The sequence below is a fragment of the Caulobacter sp. X genome (genome assembly GCF_002742635.1).
In the GTDB taxonomy this organism is placed as follows: domain Bacteria; phylum Pseudomonadota; class Alphaproteobacteria; order Caulobacterales; family Caulobacteraceae; genus Caulobacter.
The window spans coordinates 932829-951545 of the sequence record NZ_PEGF01000002.1; the positions used below are offsets into that span (position 1 = coordinate 932829).

Annotated in this window: 19 protein-coding genes; 11 read left to right on the forward strand and 8 right to left on the reverse strand. The window is 68.7% G+C overall.

Annotated elements, in window-relative coordinates; all coding sequences use genetic code 11:
* The first annotated feature begins 3 nt into the window (after window positions 1-3).
* From CSW60_RS16660 to CSW60_RS16700, 10 genes are all read left to right on the forward strand, one after another.
* Window positions 4-369 carry a hypothetical protein gene (locus CSW60_RS16660; protein ID WP_062095847.1) on the forward strand — a complete coding sequence of 122 codons (366 nt, stop codon included), beginning with the start codon at window positions 4-6 and terminating at the stop codon, window positions 367-369.
* Between the two features lie 59 nt (window positions 370-428).
* Window positions 429-1661: a TolC family protein gene (locus CSW60_RS16665; RefSeq protein WP_066683571.1), complete on the forward strand. Its 1233-nt coding sequence runs from the start codon at window positions 429-431 to the stop codon at window positions 1659-1661.
* Between the two features lie 11 nt (window positions 1662-1672).
* Window positions 1673-2851, forward strand: a complete 1179-nt coding sequence (locus CSW60_RS16670; RefSeq protein ID WP_062099737.1) for an efflux RND transporter periplasmic adaptor subunit — start codon at window positions 1673-1675, stop codon at window positions 2849-2851.
* Window positions 2841-3260: a hypothetical protein gene (locus CSW60_RS16675; RefSeq protein ID WP_062099738.1), complete on the forward strand. Its 420-nt coding sequence runs from the start codon at window positions 2841-2843 to the stop codon at window positions 3258-3260. Before CSW60_RS16670 ends, CSW60_RS16675 begins: the two co-directional genes overlap by 11 nt.
* Window positions 3257-6475: an efflux RND transporter permease subunit gene (locus CSW60_RS16680; protein WP_099538407.1), complete on the forward strand. Its 3219-nt coding sequence runs from the start codon at window positions 3257-3259 to the stop codon at window positions 6473-6475. The genes CSW60_RS16675 and CSW60_RS16680 overlap by 4 nt, the downstream gene beginning before the upstream one ends.
* A gap of 71 nt (window positions 6476-6546) precedes the next feature.
* Window positions 6547-6966, forward strand: a complete 420-nt coding sequence (gene flgC / locus CSW60_RS16685; protein WP_062099726.1) for a flagellar basal body rod protein FlgC — start codon at window positions 6547-6549, stop codon at window positions 6964-6966.
* A gap of 102 nt (window positions 6967-7068) precedes the next feature.
* Complete coding sequence (locus CSW60_RS16690) at window positions 7069-7959, forward strand: cation diffusion facilitator family transporter (RefSeq protein ID WP_062099725.1); 891 nt, start codon at window positions 7069-7071, stop codon at window positions 7957-7959.
* Between the two features lie 73 nt (window positions 7960-8032).
* Window positions 8033-8383, forward strand: coding sequence for a DUF190 domain-containing protein (locus CSW60_RS16695; RefSeq protein WP_062099724.1), 351 nt, complete (start codon window positions 8033-8035; stop codon window positions 8381-8383).
* A 53-nt stretch (window positions 8384-8436) separates the two neighbouring features.
* Window positions 8437-8613: a hypothetical protein gene (locus CSW60_RS23505; RefSeq protein WP_156447825.1), complete on the forward strand. Its 177-nt coding sequence runs from the start codon at window positions 8437-8439 to the stop codon at window positions 8611-8613.
* 73 nt (window positions 8614-8686) lie between these two features.
* Complete coding sequence (locus tag CSW60_RS16700; RefSeq protein WP_062099723.1) at window positions 8687-9736, forward strand: acyltransferase; 1050 nt, start codon at window positions 8687-8689, stop codon at window positions 9734-9736.
* An 8-nt stretch (window positions 9737-9744) separates the two neighbouring features.
* Here CSW60_RS16700 and CSW60_RS16705 read toward each other — a convergent pair whose 3' ends face one another.
* The 4 genes from CSW60_RS16705 to CSW60_RS16720 form a co-directional block, all read right to left on the reverse strand.
* A complete protein-coding gene (locus CSW60_RS16705) occupies window positions 9745-10182 on the reverse strand; it encodes a FimV family protein (RefSeq protein WP_062099722.1) in 438 nt (145 codons plus the stop codon).
* A gap of 203 nt (window positions 10183-10385) precedes the next feature.
* Window positions 10386-10790 carry a hypothetical protein gene (locus CSW60_RS16710; RefSeq protein ID WP_137803452.1) on the reverse strand — a complete coding sequence of 135 codons (405 nt, stop codon included), beginning with the start codon at window positions 10788-10790 and terminating at the stop codon, window positions 10386-10388.
* A 413-nt stretch (window positions 10791-11203) separates the two neighbouring features.
* Window positions 11204-11425 (reverse strand): GDCCVxC domain-containing (seleno)protein, encoded by a 222-nt coding sequence (locus tag CSW60_RS24325; RefSeq protein WP_082749784.1) that lies wholly within the window; start codon window positions 11423-11425, stop codon window positions 11204-11206.
* Complete coding sequence (locus CSW60_RS16720) at window positions 11422-11769, reverse strand: MFS transporter permease (protein WP_231737590.1); 348 nt, start codon at window positions 11767-11769, stop codon at window positions 11422-11424. The genes CSW60_RS24325 and CSW60_RS16720 overlap by 4 nt, the downstream gene beginning before the upstream one ends.
* Window positions 11770-11917: 148 nt before the next feature.
* On the opposite strand from CSW60_RS16720, the gene CSW60_RS16725 reads away from it, so the two are divergent.
* Window positions 11918-12370 (forward strand): helix-turn-helix domain-containing protein, encoded by a 453-nt coding sequence (locus tag CSW60_RS16725; protein ID WP_062099719.1) that lies wholly within the window; start codon window positions 11918-11920, stop codon window positions 12368-12370.
* Between the two features lie 60 nt (window positions 12371-12430).
* On the opposite strand, the gene CSW60_RS16730 is transcribed toward CSW60_RS16725, so the two are convergent.
* The 4 genes from CSW60_RS16730 to CSW60_RS16745 are packed head-to-tail and all read right to left on the reverse strand — an operon-like array spanning window position 12431 to window position 18707.
* Window positions 12431-12817: a copper-binding protein gene (locus CSW60_RS16730; protein WP_062099718.1), complete on the reverse strand. Its 387-nt coding sequence runs from the start codon at window positions 12815-12817 to the stop codon at window positions 12431-12433.
* Window positions 12818-12829: 12 nt separating this feature from the next.
* The gene (locus tag CSW60_RS16735) at window positions 12830-15976 is read right to left on the reverse strand and encodes an efflux RND transporter permease subunit (protein WP_062099717.1); all 3147 of its coding nucleotides are present in this window, start codon (window positions 15974-15976) and stop codon (window positions 12830-12832) included.
* Window positions 15973-17487 carry an efflux RND transporter periplasmic adaptor subunit gene (locus CSW60_RS16740; RefSeq protein WP_062099716.1) on the reverse strand — a complete coding sequence of 505 codons (1515 nt, stop codon included), beginning with the start codon at window positions 17485-17487 and terminating at the stop codon, window positions 15973-15975. Before CSW60_RS16740 ends, CSW60_RS16735 begins: the two co-directional genes overlap by 4 nt.
* Window positions 17484-18707, reverse strand: coding sequence for a TolC family protein (locus CSW60_RS16745; protein ID WP_062099715.1), 1224 nt, complete (start codon window positions 18705-18707; stop codon window positions 17484-17486). The genes CSW60_RS16740 and CSW60_RS16745 overlap by 4 nt, the downstream gene beginning before the upstream one ends.
* Between the last annotated feature and the right edge of the window lie 10 nt (window positions 18708-18717).

The window sequence follows — 18717 nt, forward strand, 5'->3', positions numbered from 1 at the left end:
TACATGTTCGATGTGGCGACATGGCTGAAAACCTGGACGGGAGCGCTTCTAGCGTGCCTGCTGGTGCTCGCCGTAGCTGCGCCATCATTGCGTTCAGGCTTATGCTCGGCCGACTCCCTGTCGAGCAAGAAGACGAGCGCCGTCGCCGAGGCCACGACCTTTGCCCAGGCCAATGACCAGGATCCCGCAGACCTGGCCGACGGCGAGGTCTGCGGGATTGGCCATTGCCATCATTCTCCGTCGCTGATCGGGCTCGCCACGGCCGGGCAGACCTACGTCTCCGTCACGCGCATCCGTCTGACTCCAGCGCCGCCCCACATGCCGCTCTCGCGCATGCCGGACGGCCCCAACGAGCCCCCTCGAGCCTGACCCTGGCCGCGCCCTCGCGCGCGTAATCGCCTTCGTCAGTTCTCACATAGGGACCTCTCATGCATTCCCGCTATGCTCGGTCCGCCGCCATTTTCGGCGCGGTCCTGGCGCTTGCCGGCAGCGGCGCGCTTTCGCGCGCGCTCGCTGAGCCGCTCACCCTGGACGCCGCTATCATGCGCGCCCAGACCCAGTCACCGCTTGTCACGGCAGCCGAAGCCTCGGTGAAAGCGGCTGAGGGCCGCGCTCGCCAAGCCGACCTGATGCCAAACCCTGAAGCCGGCCTCCAATCGGAGAACTTCGCCGGTTCGGGCCCCTATGGCCGCTTCGGCGCAGCCGAAACCACGGCCACCATCAGCCAGCGCCTGGAGCTGGGCGGCAAGCGTCGCACCCGCGCCGCCGCCGCCAACGCCGAGGTCGACGCCGCCCGGATCGGCTTCGTCATCGCCAAGGCCGACCTCACCCAAGAAGTCAGCGTCCGTTATGCCGAAGCCCTCGCGGCGCAGGATCGTCTGGCCCTGGCCCGAGAGACGGCCACCCGCGCCGAAGGCCTTTCCAAGGTCGCCGGCACGTTGGTCGAAGCCGGTCGCGAGCCGCCCCTGCGGGCGTTGCGGGCTGAGGCGGCCAGCCGTGAGGCCGCCGCCGCCGTCATTGCCGCCGAGGCCGAGGCCGCAGCCGCGCGCCGCGCTCTAGTAACCCTCTGGGGCGATGCGGCCGAGACCATCGAGCTGGTGCGGTCCCCGCAGCCGGCGACGCCGGTGATGGCCACGATCGATCCCGGCGAAACCCTGGATGTGCGCCAAGCGCGCGCCCAGCTGGAGACCGCCCGGGCGGTGATCGATCGCGAACGCGCCGCTGGTCGTCCGGACCTCACCGTCCAGGCCGGGGTTCGGCGGTTCGAGCAGACCGGGGACTCGGCGATGATCGTCGGCTTTACCGCCCCGATCCCAATCTCCAACCGCAACCAGGGTACCGTCGCGGCCGCCCGCGCGGACGCCACCGCGGCCGAGGCGCGCGAACGCCTGGCCCTGGCGCGCTCGGTTCGGGCCGTTCGGGACGGGGAGGCGGCATTGCGCGCCGCCACCGCCAGGCTGGAAGTGCTCGACAGCAAGGTCGTGCCCCAGGCCCAGACCGCCGTCGACCTGGCGCGAGGCGGCTTCGAGGCGGGGAAATTCTCGCTGCTCGAAGTCCTAGACGCGCAAGCCGCCCTGACGACCGCCCGCACCGAACTCATCGCCGCGCGTCTCGACCGCGCCAAGGCGCTGGCCGCGCTCGAACGCGCCGCCGCCCAATAGGAAAGCTCACCATGAAATCCAACGATCGAAAGACCCTGCTGACGGCCGTGGCGGTCAGTAGCCTGCTGGCCGCTGGCGTCGGCGCGCTGGTCGGCAAGTCCCTGCTGTCTTCGCCGGCCAAGGACGCCCCCGCGGCCGAGGCCAAGGAAGACCACGCCGGCGAAAAGCCCCACGTGGGCATGACCGCCGATCGCATCGTCTCCGATGGCATCCAACTGTTGACCCTCACCGGCGGCGGCCTCGACGCCGCCGTTTCGGCCCAGGCCACCGTGGTGGCCACGCCCAACGGCGCGGCGATCCTGGCGGCCCGCGCCGACGGGGCTATCGTCCGCATCAACAAGCGCCTGGGGGACCCCGTCGCCGCCGGTGAAGTGATCGCCGCCATAGAAAGCCGCGACGCCGCGGCCATCAGCGCCGACCGTAGCACCGCGGCCGCCAAGGCCGCTGCCGCCCGCCAGGCCCTGGTCCGCGAGCAGCGCCTGTTCGACGCCAAGATCACCGCTCGCCAGGACCTCGAAGCCGCCCAGCGCGAGGCGGCCATCGCCGAGTCGGAGTTGCGCCGCGCCAGCGGCGCCAGCGCCGCCGCCGGCGTCAGCGGCAACGGTCGTACGTTGGCGGTCACCAGCCCGATCTCCGGCCGGATCACCGCCGCTAGCGCCACGCTCGGCGCCTATGTCACGGCCGGTTCCGAACTCTTCCGCGTCGCCGACCCGGGCCGCATCGAGATCCAGGCGGCCCTGCCGGTCGCCGACGCCCAGCGCGTCAAGCCAGGCGACACGGCCATCCTGGAGACCGCCAGCGGCTCGGTGAACGCCACGGTGCGCAGCATCACGCCAGCCTTGGACGCCGAGAACCGCTCGGCTACCGCCGTGCTGGCCGTCAGCGGCCGCGCTCCGATGTTGACACCCGGCCAGGCCCTGCGCGCGCGGATCACCCCGCGCGGTCCGGCCGCCGGCCCAGAGGGTCGCATCTCCGCACCCGATGAAGCCGTCCAGACGGTCAATGGCGCGGAGGTCGTCTTCGTCCGCACCAAGGAGGGCTTCGAGCCGCGCCCGGTCCGGGTGGGCCGCCGCGGCGGCGGTCACGTCGAGATCCTCTCGGGCGTGCGCGCCGGCGAGCAGATCGCCGGCAAAGGCGCCTTCCTGCTCAAGGCCGAACTCGGCAAGGGGGAGGCGAGCCATGAGGACTAAGGTCATCCTCGCCGTGGCCGCCCTGGCCGCGAGCTTCACCGCCTCGGCCGCCGTGGCCAAGGATAGCGTGACCATCGACCGCCTCGGCGGTCGGGAGGTCGAGATCATCACTGCCTCGGCGCGCGACACCGCAAGCGGTCTGCGTGTCTTTGGCCTGATCCGGCGCGCGTCTGGTGCAAGCCTGCCACCTGTCACCGCTCACCTCGACATCAGCGCCTACGATCCTGACGGTCACTGGGCCATCACCGTGCCCACACGCCTGGCCGCGCTCAGTCCCCAGCGCATGGATCGCGAACCGGCTCGCTACGAGGCGACCTTGCCGCTGGTGCAGCGGGCGTCGGTGACCAGGCTGCAGGTCCGCTACGCCGCCAAACCACACGCCATGGAAACCGGCGAGGTGGCCCGATGATCGGCCGCATCCTCGACCTTTCCGTTCGCTTCCGCTGGGCGGTCATCGCTCTGGTCACGCTGGTCGCGGCCCTGGGCGTCTACAACCTCGTGCGCCTGCCGATCGACGCAGTGCCCGACATCACCAACAAGCAGGTGCAGATCAACACCGTCTCGGGGACCCTGGCCCCGGCCGAGGTGGAAAAGCTCGTCACCTTCCCGGTGGAGACGGCCATGGCCGGCATCCCCGGTCTGGAGTCGACCCGCTCGATCTCACGCAACGGCTTTTCCCAGGTCACCATCGTCTTCAAGGAAAAGACCGACATCTACTTCGCCCGCCAGCAGGTGGCCGAGCGCCTGACCCAGGTGCGCCAAAGTCTGCCCGCCGGCGCCGAACCGGCCATGGGCCCAATCTCGTCGGGTCTCGGCGAGGTCCTGATGTGGACCGTGGCCTACGAGCATCCGGGCGGGAAGGGCGCCAAGGTCACCGACGGCGCCCCCGGTTGGCAAAGCGATGGAACCTACCTGACCTCTACGGGCGAGCGACTGTCGGATTCCACAGCCCAGGCGGCCTTCCTGCGCGAAGTGCAAGACTGGATCGTGCGGCCCCAGATGCGTTCGGTCGCGGGCGTGGCCGGCGTCGACTCCATCGGCGGCTTCGAAAAGCAGTTCATCGTCCAGCCGGACGCTGTGCGCATGGCCTCGCTGGGCGTGTCGTTCAACGACCTGGCCAAGGCCCTGGAGGCGGCTAACCTCGCGGTCGGCGCCAACTTCGTCGAGAAGGGCGGGGAAGCCTTCCTCGTCCGCGCCGACGCCCGCGTGCGCACGGTCGACGAGATCGCCAACGCCACGGTCGCCGCGCGCGAAGGCGTTTCGATCCGCGTCCGCGACGTCGCCGTGGTCAAGCTCGGCGGCGCCTTGCGCACCGGCGCGGCCTCGGAGAATGGCGAGGAGGTCGTGGTCGGCACCGTCCTGATGCTGACCGGCGAAAACAGCCGCACCGTGGCCGGCGCCTCGGCCGAGAAGCTGGCCGAGGTCACCAAGAGCCTGCCGCCCGGCATCAAGGTCCAGGTGGTCTACGACCGCTCCAAGCTGGTCGGCGCGACCATCAAGACGGTCGAGAAGAACCTGACCGAAGGCGCGCTGCTGGTCATCGTGGTGCTGTTCCTGCTGCTGGGTAACTTCCGCGCCGCCCTGATCACGGCCCTGGTCATCCCGCTGTCGATGCTGATCACCGCGATCGGCATGAACAAGCTTGGCGTCTCGGGCAATCTGATGAGCCTGGGCGCGCTGGACTTTGGCCTGATCGTCGACGGCGCCGTCATCATCGTCGAGAACGCCCTGCGGCGCCTGGCCGAGCGCCAGCACCACGAGGGCCGTCTCCTGACCCTGTCGGAGCGTCTTGGCGAAACCCGTGAAGCCGCCCGCGAGATGATCTCGCCCACCGTCTATGGCCAGGCGATCATCCTGTTGGTCTACGCCCCGCTGCTGACCTTCACCGGTGTCGAGGGCAAGACCTTCTCGCCGATGGCCATCACCGTGATGCTGGCCCTGGCCGGCGCCTTCGTGCTGTCGCTGACCTTCATCCCGGCCATGATCGCCATCTTGATCAACGGCAAGGTGGCCGAGAAGGAAGTCGCGCCGGTCCGTTGGACCAAGTCCCGCTACGAACCGGCCCTGCGCAAGGTCGTGGCCAAGCCCTGGCCTGTGATTGGCGCGGCGGCCGGCATCTTCGTCGTCGCCGCAGTGACCTTCGGGTTCCTGGGCCGGGAGTTCACGCCTCAGCTCGACGAGAAGGACATGGCCGTCCAGGCCCTGCGCATCCCGTCGACCTCGCTGGAACAGTCTCTGCGCATGCAGCGGCGGATCGAGCGCGTCGTGGCAGGCTTCCCCGAAGTGGCCTTCGTCTACTCCAAGACCGGCACGGCCGAGGTCGCCAGCGACCCCATGCCGCCCAACGCCTCGGACGCCTTCATTATCCTCAAACCCCAGAAGGAATGGCCCAACAAGGGTGAGACCAAGGCCGAGCTGATCGGCCGTATCGAGAGCAAGCTGGAAGGCCTGACGGGCAACGCCTACGAGTTCAGCCAGCCGATCCAGATGCGCTTCAACGAGCTGATCGCCGGTGTGCGCGGCGATGTGGCCATCAAGGTCTATGGCGACGATCTCGATGCCATGAGCCGAACGGCCGAGGAGATCGCCACGGTCCTGCGGACGGTGAAGGGCGCGGCGGACGTCAAGGTCGAGCAGACCTCTGGCTTCCCGACCCTCGACGTTCAGCTCGACCGCGACGCCATCGGCCGCCTGGGCCTGACGGTCGAAGAGGTCGCCGACACCCTGGCCGTGGCCATGGGCGGTCGCGAGGCCGGCCTGGTCTTCCAGGGCGACCGCCGCTTCGACGTGGTGGTCCGCCTGCCGGACGCCAGCCGCAACGACCTGGACGCCGTCGGCGCCCTGCCGGTGATGCTGCCGGAACGGGCCGGTGGCGGGGCCCGCGCATCTGTGCCGCTGCGCGACGTGGCCAAGTTCTCCTATTCGGAAGGCCTCAACCAGGTCAGCCGCGAGAACGGCAAGCGTCGCGTCGTCGTCCAGTCCAATGTTCGCGGCGCGGACCTGGGCTCGTTCGTCACGCAGGCCCAGCAGAAGGTCGATGCGCAGGTCAAGCTGCCGGCCGGCTCCTGGCTGGTCTGGGGTGGTCAGTACGAGAACCTTAAGGCTGCCCAAGGCCGCCTGGCGCTCGTGGTCCCGCTCTGCTTCCTGCTGATCTTCGGCCTGCTCTATATGGCCTTGGGTGGCATCGCGCCGGCCGCGGCCGTGTTCTCGGCCATTCCGCTGGCCTTGGCCGGTGGGGTGTTTGGCCTGGCGCTGCGGGGCATCCCGTTCTCGGTCTCGGCCGCCGTCGGCTTCATCGCGCTCTCGGGCGTGGCGGTGCTGAACGGCCTGGTGATGATGACGGCCATCCGACAGCGCCTGGCCACCGGCATGGCGCTGGAGAAGGCGATCATCGACGGGGCCATGGAACGCCTGCGGCCGGTGATGATGACCGGCCTCGTCGCGTCCCTGGGCTTCGTGCCCATGGCGCTGGCGACGGGCACCGGCGCGGAGGTCCAGCGCCCGCTGGCCACCGTCGTCATCGGCGGCCTGATCACGGCCACGGCCCTGACCCTGTTCGTGCTGCCGGCCATCTGCCGGTTCGTCCTGCGCAAGGCCGAAATCCGGAGTCCTGAACACAGCTGAGCCAAGGGCGGCGCGCCGAGCAGGTCTCGGCGCGCCGTCTTTTTCTTCAAACCCAAGTCCGGAGACAGTCCATGACCAAGTCGTCGATCGAAGGGGGAAGCACGGCCATCGCCGTGTCGGGGCTGCAGGCCCAGAAGAAGCGTATCCAGATCCTGGCCGAGAACATCGCCAACGCCAACTCGACCGCCAGAACTCCCGGCGGCGAGCCCTATCGACGCCAGATTCCCGTCTTCAAGGTCGAGCCCATGGGCGGCGACGAGGGCGTGGTGCTGAGCGGGGTGAAGGCCGATCCCAAGCCATTCCCGCAAGCCTATGACCCTGGCCACCCGGCGGCCAACGCCGCCGGTTACGTGCTGTTGCCCAACGTCAACAGCCTGGCCGAGAGCCTCGACCTCAAGCAGGCCATGAAAGCCTACGAGGCCAATCTCAACGTCCTGGACACCCAGGACGCGATGGAGAAGGCCACCCTTTCCATTCTCGATAAGAAATAGACCATCGGATCACGCGCGACGCCCACAATTGATCGGTTTCGTGCGTTGATCCCTCAAACTTGGCAGGCGCGTCTCGGCGCACGGGAAAGGGAGACGTTTTCGATGGGAGCGGGACACGATCACGGCGCGAGCCAGGCCAATGGCCGCAGGCTCGCGATCGCCTTGGCGCTGACCTCGACGTTTCTGATCGCCGAGGTCGTCGCCGGCATCGCCTTCAACAGCTTGGCGCTGCTGTCGGACGCGGCGCACATGTTCACCGACGCCGCCGCCCTCGCCATCGCTCTGGCCGCCATCCGCGTCGGTCAGAAAAAGGCGACCGAGGAATTCACGTTCGGCTATCGGCGCTTTGAAATCCTCGCCGCGGCCTTCAACGCCATCCTGCTGTTCGGCGTGGCCATCTACGTGCTGGTCGAGGGCGTCAAGCGCATCGTCAATCCCGAGCCGGTCGGGTCGGTGGGGATGTTCATCGTCGCGGTGCTGGGCCTGGTCATCAACCTGGTCTCCATGCGCCTGCTCAGCAGCCACAAAGACAAGAGTCTCAACGTCAAGGGCGCCTATCTGGAGGTCTGGGCCGACATGCTCGGCTCGCTGGGCGTGATCGTCGGCGCCGTCGTCATCAAGTTCACGGGATGGCGCTTCGTCGACCCGATCGTCGCCATCGGCATCGGCCTCTGGGTGCTGCCGCGCACCTGGATCCTGCTGAAGGACACCTCCCGCATCCTGCTGGAAGGCGCCCCTCCGGGCATGGCCTTGGCCGGCGTGCGCAAGGCCATCACCGAGATGCTCGGCGTCGCCAGCGTCCATGAGCTGCACCTGTGGACCACCGGCGCCGACCAGGCCGTCTGCACCGTCCATGTCGTGCTGGCCGACGGGGCAGTGGGTGAGGATGTCCGCAAGGCCATCGCTGCGCGGCTGGAGACCGACTTCGACCTGCATCACGTCACGATCCAGACCGAGGTCGTGGAGTGCGCGGAGGAAGATCGGCACGCCTAGGCGGCCGGCTGAATGAGCGTAAGGCGCGTCCGCGTTCCGGGGCGCGCCAGGATTTTAGAGAGTGAGGTGACCCGTGGCCCAAGACGACCTGCACATCCTGAGGATCTATCTCGACGCCGAGGCGACCTTGAACGGCGTGGCCTATGACGCGGTGCTGATCGAGCGCGCCCGCGCCATGGACATCGCTGGCGCGGCGGTGCTGCGCATCGAGGAGGCCTTCGGCGAGGCGGTGCTGCATGGCGCCAAGGCCCGCGACCTGGCGCCTGAACAGCACCTGATCGTCGAGATGGTCGATACCCGGTCCAAGCTCGACGCTTTGGCCGCGACGCTCGAAGTGGCGGCCGATGTCGGTCTGGCGACCCTGGGCAAGGTCCAGGTCGTCGCCTATAGCGGCCACCGTCATCACAGCGCGCCGCCCGCCTGAGGCCGCGATCAAGCTAGCCCCGACCCGCAAGGGTCTATGTCGAGGAGCCGAAGATGACCGATCCAAAATCCCCGCTCAAGCCAGATCCCCAGCCCGCGCCGCCATCCGATCGTTCGCCCCCCGAAGAGGGCGGCATGATCGACGAGGGCGGCGTCTATCGCGGCAATGTCGAAGGCGTCGAAAGTGAAACCGAGACCCGCCGCGACGGCGGGATGATCGGCGAAGGCTAGGGCGCGCGGCACCAGGAGCGCCACCCGCGTTCGGGGACGCTCGGGTGCCATCCCGTCGCCGTCGGGGGACGACATGTATCCAGCTGACCTCAAATCCTTGACGGGCTTGCGCATCGTCGCGGCCGGATGGGTGCTCGTTTATCACTTCCGAAACCGGCTCGGCCTCGACCTCGAGCAGGTCGGCATGATCGACAAGGGCTACCTTGGGGTGGACCTGTTCTTCATCCTGTCGGGCTTCATCCTGTCCCACGTCTATGTGCGCGCCTGGGCGGAAGGTCGCTTCCCCTACAGCTCGTTTCTCTGGGCGCGCCTGGCGCGGCTCTATCCGGTCCACCTTCTGACTCTCGGCGCGACCATCATGCTGTGGGGGCTGGGGCGCTGGGCCGGCGCCCGGTTCGAGGCCGCGGCCTTCGATCCGGCCGCCATCCCCCAACATCTACTACTGGTCCACGCCTGGTGGGCGACGCCGACCGTGCAGTGGAATTTTCCCTCCTGGTCGATCTCGGCCGAGTGGTTCGCCTACCTGACTTTCCCCGCCTTCGCCCTGGCGTCGTTGACCCTGCGCCGACGTCCGATCGTGGCGGTCGTCCTGGCGGCAACCCTGTTCTTTTCGCTCGACGCCATCGTTCAGGCCTACGGCGGATCGCTGACCAGGCTGACCGCGCACGGCGGCGTGCTGCGGATCATCCCGTCCTTCGCCATGGGCGTGGCGCTCCATAGGCTCGGTTCGACCCGCGCGCCGCCCACGCTGGTGGCGCACACGGGCATGGGCGTCGCCGTGGTCTGGATCGTCGTGGCCGCGACGCTGGGCCTGGCCGATCGCTGGACCTGGCTGGGTCTGGCGGCGCTCATCTACTGCACCGCCGAGACGGCGAAGGCCGGGCGGGGCGGCGTCCTGGCCGGCGCCGCTGATGGTCTATCTGGGCGAGGTCTCCTACGCCGTCTACATGACCCACCTACCGGTCGACATCGCCTATTTCGAGCTGCTCGATCGCTTCGTGCGGCCGGTCGGCGGCTGGGCGTGGGTGGCCTGGGGCGGTGTCCTGGTCTTCTGCATGTTCGTCTCCGTTGCGGTCTATCATGGCGTGGAGCGTCCCGCGCGCGGCTGGCTACGCCGCCATGATCCGTTCGTCAGGCGGCCCGAGCCCCATCAGCCGGCCTGACGAGCGCGCCGTCCTTCTCGGTCCCGTCAAACAGGACGACGAACTCGCTGACCGTGGAGCCGCGGGTGATCGACACGTGCGCCACGAACGTTAGGGGCTCGCGGACCTTGGCGGTCGACTCCAGCCGACCGTTCCGTCGGTCGAAAACGAACCTCAGTCCAAGGCCGTCGGCGCGCAGCGTGGCGACGACGACTTGGTCGGCTTGGAGGCTTCCCAGGAGCGGGGTTACGCGGAAGTTCCAGGCCGCCCGGCGGCGAATGATCTCCAGCCGAATGGCCCCATTGTCGAGATAGATGCAATGGGGGTCTCCGCCATCGCCGTCGTGGTAGAGCGCCAGCACCCCCTCGAACCGGTGCATCCAGACCAAGATCAGTACCGCGACTAGGGCGATGAAAACCAACAGCACGGCGGCGGTCAGGGCTCAGGGGTGGGCGGCGGCATAGAGCGTCAGATCGTGGATCGGGGTCACGAGGCGTTGCTTCCGGCTAGTGACGGGTAGGACAGGAGGGGGCCGGCGCGCACCGACGCGCAGAGCCGCGGCATGCGGCCGATAGATTTCTGAGACATGGAATTCCTCGAACACGGAGGGCGCGGCCGTGGCCGCGCGGTCTAGGCGATGGATTCGAGATCGGGTTTGGGCGGACGGTCTTGCGGGTTGCTGGTCAGGCCCGTGCTGCGGTCGTTCGTCAGGTGGAACCGGACGACCATGGCGAGCGAGACCGTGGGTTCGATCGCATGGGCGGTCGACCCAAAGAGGGAGGGGCCATCGGCATGGTGCTGATGGGCGCCCGAGGCGGGCGATTCTGAGGTCTGGAGATCGGTCGGCGTCGACGGCGCCGAGACGCGATCGTCTGTCCTACCGACGGGGCGCTCCGGGTCCTCAGCGATCGTGGAGGGCGCGGCCCCGAAGAGGTCGGCGTCAAGATGGGTCCGGTCGACCGGCATCAGCAGGGCGAGCACCGCCATTAGCAGGGCGGCCATGGCCACCACCACCTGACGAAGCTGCCCTAACACGCCAACCCCCACGGTCCCCCGCTAGCTGCAATGCCGACACTCTTGCGCTTTCGGCCGATATCTTCAACGCTGCAGGCCGGTTGCGAGTGTGTTCAGCTATCCGTTTCGGACAGCGGTCCGGGCTGCCCGCGGGCTGAGGCCGTCTTTGACCCACTGCTTCACATAGTGGCTCCCGATATGGGCATTGGTCGGACCTGATGTCGATCCCAGCTTTCGGCCAGGGCGGGATACGCGAGACGTCCGGCACGTTCAGGAACGAGCGATTTAGGCTCCATCCCGCCGCCTGAGGCTGCCGCACCGCCCCGGCCCGATGACCCTTGAAGGTGTCGAGGGCTAAGTACTCTAGGCGGCGGCCCACTGGAGGTCAATTTCATCTAAAGCCGGCTAGATCGAGGTGAGGCGGGCTGTAGTACTCACCCGCAACACGCGCTGCAATTTTTCTGAATCGGTGGGCACGGAACGTCGCCGTAGGAGCAGTAGACGCAGCAGTCGCCCGGCTTGGGCTTCAGCACCGCGCCACAGCCTCGGCAGTCGTAGAAATACTGACAGGCGTCGGTAGGCATGGTCTCGGTGGCCTTGTGGCCGCATTGCGGACAGGTCAGGGTCGACTGAGGTTTGATCTGGACATCGCTCATCGGCGCGCATTCCGGATCAGGCCCAGGGCCCAAGGTTCGATGATCGGCTGCCAGAGCATGGCAAGGACGACGAGAAGGGTGGCCGCGCCCAACAGACCCACCTCCAGCCGCGAGGGGGCAGCGCAGGCGTTGTCGATCCGACACCTCCGCGCCCGTCGCCAGGTCAGGGCCCAGCCCGCGCCGATGGCGCCCAGCGCCAGAAGGGTGAGCCAAGCGCGCTGACCCGCGATCCAGCCAAGACCGCCCAAGCCCAGGCCCGCCAGCGCCAGGGACATCGGCAAAATGCAGCAAGCCGCCCAGGCCAGCACCGCACTGGCCGCCGCTGTCAGCGCGGTCCAGCTCAAGGCCGCCTCCGTCATGCGCCGGGGCGTTCCGTCGCCCGGTGTCCCAAGCCCGCGTCTTGTCATCACGCCATCACCTGCTGTTGCGATCCGCGCCAAGATGCCATCTGTAGCGACTACAGACTCAAGCCCTAATCGAAGACCGCGAACCATGGCTGGCCAGGCAATTCAGATCGGCGAACTTGCTCGTCGTACTGGCTGCAACATCGAGACGATCCGCTACTACGAGCGGATCGGCTTGATTTCCGCGCCCCTGCGCCGAGGACGCTACCGGACCTATGAGACCCGGGACGTCGAGCAGCTGAGCTTCGTGCGTAGAGCGCGGGAGCTGGGGTTCAAGTTGGATGAAGTCCGCGCCTTGCTGACCTTGGCGACCGATGAAGCCGCCGCCTGCGCCGAAGTTCGCGATCTGGCGGCGGCCCACCTTCATGACGTGCGTGCCCGGATCGCCGACCTTCGGCGGATGGAACGGGTCTTGGCGGACGCTGTGAAAGCGTGCGAGGCCGGGCAAGATCCAGGATGCCCGCTGATCCAGACGCTTGGCGCGAAGGCCGGCGGCGCGGGGCAAGACACGATCTCCGCCGCGCCATGGGCGAGACCCTGACCTTGGCGGGTGACAGGATCGGCGGACGCGAACATCGATCCGCGCCCGCCGGCCAAGCCGCTATCGCTTGCTGATCGCGGTCACCTCGCCCGCGCCGTCATGGAGCTTCAGGTCGAAGGCGACATGATCGCCGATCGCGACGCCGTCCAGCAGGGCCGGCGCAATCTTGAAGCCCATGGTCATGGCCGGCCAGCCGGCCTGGGGGATGGCTTCGTGGTCGAGGGTGATCGTGCCGGCGGCCTTGTCGATCGCCTTCACGACGCCGACGCCCTTGGCCATCTTGTCGGCCGGAGCCATGTCCATGCCGGCCATCGCGTTGCTCGCTGGAGCAGGAGTGGCGGCGGGAGCTGGAGCGGCGGGCGTCGCGGGCGCTTCGGCCTTGCGGCCGCAGGCGGCCAGGCTGGTCGTCGCTAGCAGGGCGGCCAGGGTCAGGGACAGGGTCTTCATCGGGTTAATCTCCTAGGCTGAAGTGGAAGCAGAAGCGGGGGGGCGGGCCTGGCGGCGGCGCAGCAGCAGGTAGCCGGCCGGGATCACGAACATCGACAGCAGCGGCGCGGTGAGCATGCCGCCGATCATCGGGGCGGCGATGCGGCTCATCACTTCGGAACCCGCGCCATGACCCCAGAGGATCGGCGCCAGACCCGCCAGGATCACGGCCACGGTCATGGCCTTGGGCCGCACCCGCAGCAGGGCGCCTTCTCGTACGGCGGCCTCGACCTGGTCGGGCGTGGGGTTGGGACCCAGGGCGTCCATGGCGTGCTTGAGATAGATCAGCATCACCACCCCGAACTCGGCCGAGACCCCGGCCAGGGCGATGAACCCGACGCCGGTGGCCACCGACTGATGGAAGCCTGCCAGGTACAGCGTCCAAATCCCGCCGGTCAGGGCGAACGGCAAGGTAGCCATAATCAGCCCCGCTTCGTCGAAGCGACGGAAGATCACGTAGAGCAGCACGAAGATGATCAGCAGGGTGGCCGGCACGACGATCTTCAGCCGGTCGGCGGCCCGCTGCAGATATTCGAACTGCCCCGAGTAGGAGACGCTGACGCCGGGCGAGAGCCGCACCTTCTGGGTCACTGCTTGGCGCAGGTCGCCGACGACCGAAGCCAGGTCACGGCCTCGAACGTCGACATAGACCCAGGTCGTGGGTCGGCCGTTCTCGCTCTTGAGCATCGGCGGCCCGTCGGCGATCTGGACCTGCGCCACCGTGCCCAGGGTGATCTGGGCGCCGCCGGGCGTCAGCACCGGCAGGGCCCGCAGGCCTTCCAGGCTATCCCTCAGTTCACGCGGATAGCGGACACTGATCGGATAGCGCGCCAGGCCCTCGACCGTCTGGCCGATGGTCTCGCCGCCGATCGCGCCGGAGACGATCGATTGGACGTCATCGATGTTGAGCCCGAACCGCGCGGCGGCGGCCCGGTCGATGCGGACGTCGACATAACGCCCGCCGGTCAGCCGCTCGGCCAAGGCCGAACTGACCCCGGGAACGCTCTTGGCCACGCCCTCGACTTCGCGCGCGATGCGGTCGAGTTCCGCCAGGTTGGCCCCCGACACCTTGACCCCGATCGGGCTCTTGATGCCGGTGGCCAGCATGTCGATACGGTTGCGGATCGGCGGCACCCAGACATTGGTGAGGCCCGGGACGCGTACGCGCTGGTCGAGCTCGGCGACCAACTTGTCGGGCGTCATGCCCAGCCGCCACTGGTCGCGCGGCTTGAAGCGGATGGTGGTCTCGAACATCTCCAGCGGGGCCGGATCGGTGGCGCTCTCGGCGCGGCCGGCCTTGCCGAACACGCTGTCGACCTCCGGTACGGTCTTAATCATCCGGTCGGTCTGCTGGAGGAGCTGTCCGGCCTTGGCGGCCGACAGGCCCGGCAGGGCCGAGGGCATATAGAGCAGGTCGCCTTCGTCCATGTTGGGCATGAACTCCCCGCCCAGATGGGCCAGCGGCCAAGCGGTGGTGGCAAAGGCCAGAAGCGCGACCACAAGCGTCGTCCTGGGGCGATGCATCACCCGGTCCAGCAGCGGGCGATAAGCCGCCGTCAGCACGCGGTTGATCGGATTGGACGCCTCGTCGGGGATACGGCCCCGGATCAAATAGCCCATCAGCACCGGGATCAAGGTCACCGACAGGACGGCCGCCGCCGCCATGGCGTAGGTCTTGGTGAAGGCCAGGGGGCGGAAGAGCCGGCCTTCCTGCGCTTGTAGTGTGAAGACCGGGATGAACGACAGGGTGATGATCAACAGGCTGAAGAACAGCGCCGGACCGACCTCGGCGGCGGCCTCGGTGATCACCTTCCAGCGGGTCTCGCCAGCCAGGGTCTCACCCGGATGCTCGTGGGCCCATCGCTCCAGCTTCTTGTGGGCGTTCTCGATCATCACCACGGCCGCGTCGACCATGGCTCCTATGGCGATGGCGATGCCACCCAGCGACATGATGTTGGCGTCGACGCCCTGGCTCTTCATGACCAGAAAGGCGGCCAGGACGCCCAGCGGCAGCGAGATGATCGCCACCAGGGCCGAACGCAGGTGGCCCAGGAACAGGGCGCAGACCAGGGCGACGACCAGGAATTCCTCCAGGAGCTTGCCGGTCAGGTTATGGACGGCGCGGTCGATCAGGCCCGAGCGGTCGTAGGTGGTGACCACCTCGACGCCGGGCGGCAGGCTCTTCTTCAGCTCGGTCAGCTTGGCCTTCACCGCCGCGATCGTGGTGCGGGCGTTTTCGCCGGAGCGCAAGATCACCACCCCACCGGCCACCTCGCCTTGACCGTTGAGTTCGGCGATGCCGCGTCGCATCTCCGGGCCGACCTGGATCGTGGCCACGTCCCCGAGACGCACGGGGATCCCGCCGGCCGCCGTCCTGAACGGCACGGCCTGGAAGTCCTCAATCGTCTTCAGATAGCCGGTGGCGCGGACCATGTACTCGGCCTCGCCCAGCTCCAGCACCGAACCGCCGGTCTCGGCGTTGGCGCCCTTCAGCGCGGCGACGACCTGTTGGTGCGTGACCCCGAAGCTGGCCAGCTTCTGCGGATCGAGCACGACCTGATACTCGCGCACCATGCCGCCGATCGCCGAGACCTCGGCTACGCCCGGCAGGGCCTTCAGCTCATAGCGCAGGAACCAGTCCTGCAACGAGCGCAGCTGGCTGAGGTCGTGGCCGCCGGTCTTGTCGACCAAGGCGTACTCATAGACCCAGCCGACCCCTGTGGCGTCGGGACCTAGGGCTGGGCGGGCGCTTTCGGGCAGGCGCGACTGAACCTGGTTGAGATATTCCAAGACCCGCGATCGGGCCCAGTAGAGGTCGGTCTTGTCGTCGAAGATCACGTAGACGAAGCTGTCGCCGAAGAACGAATAGCCGCGCACGGTCTTGGCTCCGGGCACCGACAGCATGGTGGTGGCCAAGGGATAGGTGACTTGGTTTTCGACCAGTTGCGGGGCTTGGCCCGGATAGCTGGTGCGGATGATCACCTGGGTGTCGGAGAGGTCGGGCAAGGCGTCGATCGAGGTCGAGCGCACGGCCAGGCCGCCGGCCACGATCAGCGCCAGGGCGCCCAGCAGCACGAAGAAGCGGTTGGCGACCGACCAGCGGATCAGGGCGGCGATCATGCACCACCGCCGATCTTGGCGATGCGCCGGACGGTGGGATCGGCCGGCGGCGGATCGAAGGCGAAGCTGACCTGGTCGCCGACCTTCAAGCCCTTCAGCAGCATCGGGTCGGCGCGGAAAGTCATGGTCATGGCCGGCCAGCCGATCGCTGGCACGGGACCGTGGGACAGGGTGACGCCGTCCTTCGTCACCTGCTCGACGCGGCCGACAGCTTCGGCCAGCGCGGGCTTGGCCGGCGTCATAGGCTTGGCCATGCTCATGTCGCTCGGCGACGCTGGAGGTCCTGACGCCGGAAGTGGCTGGACCTGCAAGCCGGCCAGGCTGGCTTCGGAGTCGATTAGGAACTGACCCGAGGCGATGATCCGCTGCCCCGAAGACAGTCCCGCCAGGACCTCCGTCCGGCCTCCAGCCTCGCGCCCGGTCCGAACCTCGACGGCCTGGTAGCGGCCGCCGTCCGAGGCCCGCATCACGACGTTGCGCGCGCCGGTGCGGATCACCGCCTCGGATGGGACCAGCAAGGTGGTGCGGGTCGTCGCGTCGAAGGCGACGGTGGCGAACATGCCGGGCTTGAGGCGGCCGTCGCGGTTGGGCAGTTCGATCCGCGCCTGCAAGGTGCGGCTGTCGCCTTGAGCCTGCGGGAGCACGGCCTGGACCGTCCCGCGCAAGGTCTCGCCCGGATAGGCCGCCAGGGTGACGCCGACGCCCTGGCCAGGACGCAGCTGGCCGGCCTGCGCCTCAGGCACGGCGGCCGTGACCCAGACCTTCGAGAGGCCGTTGATCTCGGCCAGGGTCTGGCCCAAGGCCACGGTCATGCCCGCCCGCACGTCGAGCTTGGAGATCACCCCGCCCAAGGGCGCGGTGACGGTGATCGTCGTGCGTGGCCGACCGTCGCGGTCGAGACCGGCGACGACGCCGTCGGGCATACCCAAGAGGCGCAGGCGCTGGCGGGCGGCGGCGGTCAGGGCCGCGTCGCCGGTGCGCCGGACGGCGAGGTATTCGGCCTGGGCGCCGCCCCATTCGGGAACCAGCAGGTCGGCCAGCGGCGCACCGGCGGCGATCACGTCGCCGGGCGCGCGGCCGTAGACCCGCTGCACGAACCCGCCGCTGCGGGCCTGGACCACGGCGACGTCGCGTTGGTTAAAGTCGACGATCCCGGTGGCGGTCAAGCCGCTGGAAAGCGCGCCTTCCTCCACGGTCGCCAGCCGGAAGCCCAGGTTCTGTGCGGCCGACGGATCGATGCGCACGCCCGCCGCCGAACCGCCTGCCTCGGCTTCGCCGGCGTATTTGGGCACCAGCTGCATGTCCATGAACGGCGACTTGCCCGGCTTGTCGAAGTGCTGGGCCGGGACCATCGGGTCGTACCAGTAAAGGACCTTGCGGTCGTCGGCCGAGGGTTGCGACATCGCCGGCTTGGCGGTCAGGCGGGCCAGGCCGTAGCCACCGGCTCCAGCCAGGACGACCAGGGCGGCGGCGCCCGCGAGCAGCGCCTTCATCGAGGGGGACGGGGTCATTGGTCGTTTCCGTAGGTCAGGGTCAGGCGGGCGGCGTCGAGGGCAACGGCGGCCTCGCGATCGAGGGTGGTGAGCTGGGCGTCGGCCAGGCCAGAGAACGCGGTCAGCACATCGGGCAGACCGGCCGTGCCGGCGCCATAGGCGGCGGTCTCCAGCTGAGCCTTTTGCTTGGCCAGCGGCAGCAGCGTGTCGCGGGCCCGCAGCCATTGCTCGTGGTGCATGACGTGGTCGGCGAGATCGGCTTCGAGCTGAGCGGCCAGCGCCCGGTGCGTGTCCTCACGCTCGGCGTCTGCGCGGCCGGCGCTGGCGGCGCGCGCCGCGATCATCGGGTCCTGGCGGCTCTTGCCCCACAGCGGCAGGCTGATGCTGACCCCGGCCGAGACCATGTCGCCGAACATCGGGTCGCGGCGCTGATAGGCCACCTCCCAACTCCAGTCGGGGCGCTTGTCGGCCTTGGCCAGGGCGACATCGGCCTGGGCCTGAAGGGCGGCGGCGTCTTTCGCCAGCACGGCGGGATTGCGATCGATCGCCGCCCTGAGACTGGCAGGGGCAAGGTCGAGATCGGGCCCCTGGCCAACGGCCTGTGGATCGGCGTCGCCCGTCCAGCGGGCCAGCATGGCGCGGGCGCGCCCCAGTTCGGAGACAGCTTCGCTGCGGCGGTCTTCCAGGGCGGCGCGCATCTGGGCCGCCTCCAGCGCCTGGGCCGGCCTTGATCGTCCCGAGGCGACGCCGGACGGCGCGGCGTCCCACAGCGGGGCCAGCTGGGCGACCACCCCATCGAGCGCAGCGAGTTTGCGCTGGGCATAGAGCAGTTGGATCCAGGCGAGCGCCGTGGCGACACGGACCTGGCGGGCCTCGACCGCGCCCTCGGCGCCCGCCGCGACGATGTCGGCCTCGGCGCGGCCGATCCGCGCGTGGCGCTTTGCGGCGCTGGGCATGTCCTGGCTGAAGCCGACCCGGCCCATGGTCATCTCGTCGGTGCCGAACCGACCGGCCGGCGGACCCGAGACTGGGAAGTTGTCGAGGCCGACGGCGAGCTTGGGATCGGGCAGGGCGCCGGCCGCCTTGGCCGAGGCCTTGGCGGCCTCGACCTGCAGGGCCGCGGCGCGCAGCGCCGGCGCATTGGCCGCGGCCGCGTCGAGGCTCTGGGCGTAGGTCAGGGGCGCGGCGTGGGCGACGCTCGCCAAGCTCAGCCCGGCCAGAAGGGGGAGAATACGCATGGAGACGAAA